We start from the raw sequence: 2,394 nt of genomic DNA, 5'->3' as shown, positions 1-2,394 counted from the left end.
GATCGGCTCGGCAACGGACGTCGAGCTCACGCTCGCCACGGCGATGGGCGTGTCCGTCGTCAACCTCGCCGAGGCCCTCTCCGTCGGAGCCGGAGCGGCTCCCGGCGTAGTACCGCACTAGACGACAGCCCCCTACCGCACTGCATCTGCCAGCCGTAGGGGGCTTTGTCGTGCATCTGCCCGGGTGAAGAAATCTAAAGACCTGCGAAAGCGCCTTGCATTCGCCTCTCGCGCCGTGTTACACATGAGTCACGCAAGTCACCTTGCGTGACTCGCACTCATCGCCCCGAGGTCGCTCGATCTCCGGGACACCGTCACCCCACGAAGGGCCTATTTGCCATGTCTGAAATCAGCGTGTTCCGCTACACCGACGCCGACCTCTCGCTCGACGAGGTCACCGAGGCCCAGCTCATCCGCGTTGCCCAGGGTCACGCCGCTGGCGTCGACCACACGGACCCCCGAGGCCGCCAAGATGGCGCTCCTCGACGCCTACGGCCCCGCCTATCCGCGCCGCGGTCTCGCGCTTCAAGGGCGGCGTCTTCGACGGCCAGCTCTCCCCGACCGCCGCCGACTACGGCACCTCCTCCCGCTCGATCGAGGACCTCCAGGCCGCGGCCCTGGTCGGCTTCCTGGAGGCCATCGCCGAGCACGACCCGGAGCAGAACCCGCGCCTCGCCGGGCACCTCGTGCACCGCCTGAACCGGGCCCTGTCCGAGGAGGTCGAGGCGGCTCCCGCCTTCGCCATCCCGACCCGCACGCTCTCGCGCTTCTACGGCATCGTGCGGGCCGCCGACGGCGACCTCGACGCGGCGGAGAACCTGGCCGCCGAGTTCGGCATGAGCCGCGAGACCTTCCGCGACGTCCGCGCCGCGGTCGGCGCCGACTCGCTCGACGCGGAGACCGACGACGCCGACGGCAGCGCGAAGGAGAAGGGCTACGGCGTCACCGCTGCCCCGATCTTCGCCCCCTCCCCGTGGTCGACGTCGAGGACAAGATCCTCGTCGACATGGCCTTCGCCGCCATGACCGACGAGGAGGCCCGCATCTGCGAGCTCGCCTACGGCTTCACCGAGTACGAGCCCGGTCCCCGACCCGGAGATCGGCCACCGCATGGGCCTCTCGAAGGCGACCGTGCAGCGCAAGCGTCAGAAGGCGCTTGGCCAGTCACGCAAGGCCCTTGGCGTGGCTCCCGCGGAGGAGAACTGACATGGACACCATCACCTTCCTGCACCCGGCGACCCGCGTCCGCATGACGGGCGACGTCGTCGACACCCAGGTCCAGACCGGCGAGCTCCTCGTCGAGCGCACCGACGACGGCTCGCGCGTGTGGGTCAAGCCGGGTGATGTGCGGTGAGCGAGCACCTCACGTGAGCATCCCGCCCGCCCGCTTCCGCGCCTCGGGGCGAGCGCCCGACGTCGCCGAGGTCGAGCGCGTGCGCGAGCCAGCTAAGCCGACGGCCTACACGATCGCCCCTACCGACGAGACGTGCTCCCTGCATCCGCACGACCACCTGTGGTGGGTCGAGATCTCGACGGGCGAGGCTGCCCTCTGGTGCGACCGTTGCGGCACGTCGAACCTGCCGGCTCGCCCCACCGCGAACCCACACCCCGCCCGCGCTACACCTGGCGCGCGTTCCTCACCGACCTGAGAGGCCTCCTCCGACCGTGATCGTTGTCCACACCAAGCCTCGTTGCGTCCAGTGCGACGCCGTGAAGCGCTACCTCGACCGCCACGGCCTGGAGTTCGTCGAGGTCCCGCTCACCCCCGCCTCGACCGCCGCCTTCCAGGCCGCCGGCATCCTCGCCGCCCCCGTCGTCGAGCTGCCCGGCGAGAAGCCCTTCGGCGGGTTCCGCGCGCCGTTGCTCGACGCCTGGCGGGTGAAGAACGGAGGGAAGTAGCCACGTGAGTTGCCGCAAGGTGCCTTGCGTGACTTACGGTAGAGGCACTCCCCCAGGGAGCCGGATCCGGCCGGCTTCCACGTCCGGCCCTCGGGCCAGGAAGGAGGGGCCCTCATGGCCTCCACGACTGTCACCCCGAGCACCTTCGCTGTGCTGACCGACTCGGTCGAGGGCCGCTGGCCGTTCCGGGTCGAGATCCGGGGCACCGAGTACGTGCTCGACACGTACGGCTGGGCGTTCGGCGGCGACGCGCGCGGCGAGTACATGACCCTCCCGTCTTCCCCGTCGGCGGAGGCGACCGCCGGAAGGTGACCGTCCGCGACAACACACCCGCGCGCGTGCTGTCGTACGTCGGCAACTGGGACCCGAACCGCGAGGTCTTCGTCTGACCCACCCCGCCAGGCCCCCGCCCCTACCTGGGACGGGGGCCTTCGTCGTTTCGTGACTCCGTCCCCGCAAGACCTTCCCGGCAACGGAGTTACGAGGTATCGTCCCA

The 2,394-nt window shown here is 70.2% G+C and carries 4 protein-coding genes; all 4 read left to right on the top strand.

Going from position 1 to position 2,394, the window contains the following annotated elements:
- Positions 1–686: 686 nt before the first annotated feature.
- The 4 genes from PROKR_RS02145 to PROKR_RS02135 all read left to right on the top strand — a co-directional run bounded on the left by PROKR_RS02145 (position 687) and on the right by PROKR_RS02135 (position 2,210).
- Positions 687–1,025 carry a hypothetical protein gene (locus PROKR_RS02145; protein WP_036959243.1) on the top strand — a complete coding sequence of 113 codons (339 nt, stop codon included), beginning with the start codon at positions 687–689 and terminating at the stop codon, positions 1,023–1,025.
- Between the two features lie 181 nt (positions 1,026–1,206).
- Positions 1,207–1,353, top strand: a complete 147-nt coding sequence (locus PROKR_RS32220) for a hypothetical protein (RefSeq protein ID WP_157601818.1) — start codon at positions 1,207–1,209, stop codon at positions 1,351–1,353.
- A gap of 311 nt (positions 1,354–1,664) precedes the next feature.
- A complete protein-coding gene (locus PROKR_RS33505) occupies positions 1,665–1,898 on the top strand; it encodes a glutaredoxin domain-containing protein (RefSeq protein WP_169736292.1) in 234 nt (77 codons plus the stop codon).
- A gap of 114 nt (positions 1,899–2,012) precedes the next feature.
- On the top strand, positions 2,013–2,210 hold the full coding sequence (locus PROKR_RS02135) for a hypothetical protein (RefSeq protein WP_036959240.1): 198 nt from the start codon (positions 2,013–2,015) through the stop codon (positions 2,208–2,210).
- Positions 2,211–2,394 lie beyond the last annotated feature (184 nt).

This window comes from Promicromonospora kroppenstedtii DSM 19349, assembly GCF_000515355.1.
Lineage (GTDB): Bacteria > Actinomycetota > Actinomycetes > Actinomycetales > Cellulomonadaceae > Promicromonospora > Promicromonospora kroppenstedtii.
The sequence above is the reverse complement of the archived record's forward strand: the minus strand, read 5'-3'. Positions and strand labels throughout refer to the sequence as shown.